This is a genomic window from Flavobacterium columnare NBRC 100251 = ATCC 23463 (assembly GCF_002530675.1).
Classification (GTDB): domain Bacteria; phylum Bacteroidota; class Bacteroidia; order Flavobacteriales; family Flavobacteriaceae; genus Flavobacterium; species Flavobacterium columnare.
The window spans coordinates 1-3,157 of sequence record NZ_PCMX01000093.1 but is presented as its reverse complement, the minus strand read 5'-3'; the positions used below and the strand labels follow the sequence as shown (position 1 = coordinate 3,157).

Below are 3,157 nucleotides of genomic sequence, written 5' to 3'. Positions count from 1 at the left end.
CGATCTTTAGCAATACCGTTTTTAACTAACCAAGCTACTGTTTCTTTTGCTCTACGATCTGAAAGTTTAGCATTATAGGCTACTGTTTGACGACAGTCGGTATGTGATCGAACATCTACCTTCATGGTTGGATATTGCTTCATTACTTCTAAAATCTTGGCTAATTCTACAGCTGCATCAGCACGGATAAACGATTTATCTAAATCGAAATAAATGATTTTAATTTCAAATATTTTAGCTAAATCGGATCCTTCTTGTATTACACGTACTTTTTTAGCGGTGTCAATAGGTAGATTTGTTTTTCCTGTTTTATTTGGAATGTCTACTGGTTTTTCTTTGGTTTCATAATCTTCTTTTTCTGCTCTTACGTAATATTTTTTACCCGCAGGAACTTTTTTGAAATCATAAAAACCTTTTTCATCAGCAAGAACTTTTCCTATTTCATTAAACGTCTCATCATATAATGTTACTGTGGCTCCAGGAATTACTTCTCTAGTTTCAGAATTTGTAACAACACCTGCTAGTTCGTGTTGAATTTCTAGATTGAGTGGTGATTTTTCTATAAAGCTATAGATGTCATCTAATCCTTTGCCTCCTGAACGGTTTGATGAAAAGAAGCCTTTTCCTTTTTCGTCTATGATAAAGGCGAAGTCATCCATCGGACCATTTACTGGAGATCCTACATTTACTAAATTGGATACCATGCCTTTCTCATCTAATTGTGCGGCATAGATGTCTAATCCTCCTAGTCCTTGTTGACCATCGGTTGCATAATATAGTACACCTTTGTCAGTTATGAAAGGAAAGGTTTCTCTGGCTTCTGTATTGATTGTATTTCCTAGGTTAATAGGTGTTCCGTAGCTATTTTCTCCTAAAATAGCTACCTTGAACAAATCCGATTCTCCGTATGTTCCTGGCATATTAGAAGCAAAATATAAAGTCTTTTCATCAGGGGATAAAGCCGGATGGGCTACACTGTATTGATCGCTATTAAATGGTAGTTCTACTATATTAATCCATTCTCCTTTTGCATTTAAATTAGCACGATAGATTTTCAGATTGATGATTTTTTTATCATCTCTTCCTACTTTTCCTTCATTGAAATTATTACGGGTAAAGTATACCGTTTTTAAATCTTTGGTAAAAACGGGAGAATCTTCGTGATATTTAGAATTGATTTCTTTAGCAAAACGAGTTGTATTAAGAAGATCGTCTCCTGTTTCATTTTTATCAGCAGCATACAGGTTGGTAAATGATTTCCCTGTCCATTTAGCTTTTGCTTTGAAAACGCCGATGGTATCTCTAGTAGATGCAAAAAGTACTTTGTCTCCATAAAATGCGGTACCATAATCGGAAGAACTGCCGTTAATGCTTACTGGTTTTATTTCAAAACGCCCAGAATTTTTTGCGATAATATTTTTATAATCTTTTTGATTATTATAAATATTGGCTCTTGTATCCTTTGATGTTAACTCATAAAACTTACTCATATATTCATCGGCTTTTTTGTAATCTTCTACCGATTTGAGGGTTTGTGCATAACGATAATAGTATTCGGGTTCTACTGTTTCGCCTAAAGCAAATAATTCAGCATACCATTTATGAGCATCTACTAATTTAGCATTGTAATAATACGAATCTCCTAGGCGTTGGAATAACTCTTTGGATTTATATCCTTTTTGAGCTACTTTTAAGTAGGTGTCAATTGCATCGACGTATGCTAAACCATTATAGTGATTACCTGCTTTTATGATTTTTTTCTCTTGTGCATATCCTCCGTGCAAAGACAATCCTAATACGGTAAATAAAATTATTTTTTTCATAATAATAGTTTTAGAAGAAACGTGGGGCTACCACTTTTTCTACACGTTTAAACAATTCATAACGTAAAAATACTTCATGTGAGCCAGAGTTAAAATTTCCTAGTCTGGTAACATCTCGATCATAGGCATATCCTATCAACCATGAGTCATTAATCTGAAATCCTGCCATGGCACTCCACGCAGCGCTCCAACGATAGGCGGCTCCCAATGAAAATTTTTCATTAAACCAAAAATTCCCTGATAAATCAACTTGTAATGGGGCTCCATTAACATATTTAATCATCGTTGTGGGTTTAAACTGTACTTCGCTACTTAAACGAAATACGTGTCCCGCTATTAAATGGGGGTGCATACGCTCACTGGCTACGTATTGCACGTCATTATCATAATATTTTTGTTCTAATATAAAAGGGATGGATAGTCCTACATAGGTCTTATCTGAATACCAAAATGCTCCAGCTCCTATATTAGGAAAAAAACGATTGTCTACATTTTGTCTTATCAAACCGTCGGATACATTATGAATCTTAGTCTTATTAAAATCAACACTAAAAAAATTGGCTGTTCCTTTTATACCAAACGACAATTTAGAATTCTCGGAAGTATTAATATTATAACTAAGGTCTACTGATATAGCATTTTCATCTGATGGACCTATTTTATCGTTTATAACACTTACTCCTAATCCCATCCTATTGTTAAGACCTAAAGGGGTACTCATTGCGACTGTATTTGTCTTTGGGGCTCCTTCTAATCCTACCCATTGGGAGCGGTGCATTACTAAAGCACTAAAACAACCGCGGGTACCTGTGTAACCAGGATTTACATTAGCAGTGTTATACATATATTGAGTATACTGTGCTTCTTGTTGAGCAAAACCAACTCCACTCATTAAAAGTAGTAAATATATAATTTTGTTTTTCATATCATATTATTTTTTAAATATCCTCCGCCCTAAAGGCGGAGGTATATTAATTCTCTATCTATTGATATATAAATAACCTGCTTTCTCTTTGGTTACACTACTCGTGTTCTCATACTTAAACATATAATAATATGTCCCTTCTGGCAATTCTTCTAATTGTTTGATCGTAACTCGTCCTGATGATATCCCTCGGAATGCTCGATCATTATTATTATATCCTTTTGCCTCATATACTAATACTCCCCATCGGTTGTAAACTTCTACTGAGTTATTAGGAAATTTATCTACACCATCTATAAAAAAGACATCGTTATCTCCATCTCCATTAGGGGTCATGTGATTATACACTACAACTTCCTCATTGTTTGATGGATGAACCGTTACTGTTACAGTGGCGGTATCGCAAATA

At 34.7% G+C, this 3,157-nt stretch carries 3 protein-coding genes; all 3 read right to left on the bottom strand.

Annotated elements, in window-relative coordinates:
• Nucleotides 1–1,823 (bottom strand): OmpA family protein (locus B0A78_RS11905; RefSeq protein WP_097609699.1); only part of this gene is annotated, 1,823 nt, incomplete at its 3' end.
• Between the two features lie 10 nt (nt 1,824–1,833).
• Complete coding sequence (locus B0A78_RS11900; protein WP_065212963.1) at nt 1,834–2,748, bottom strand: PorP/SprF family type IX secretion system membrane protein; 915 nt, start codon at nt 2,746–2,748, stop codon at nt 1,834–1,836.
• A gap of 54 nt (nt 2,749–2,802) precedes the next feature.
• Nucleotides 2,803–3,157: gliding motility-associated C-terminal domain-containing protein (locus B0A78_RS11895; RefSeq protein WP_169859145.1), on the bottom strand; the 355-nt coding region annotated here is incomplete at its 5' end.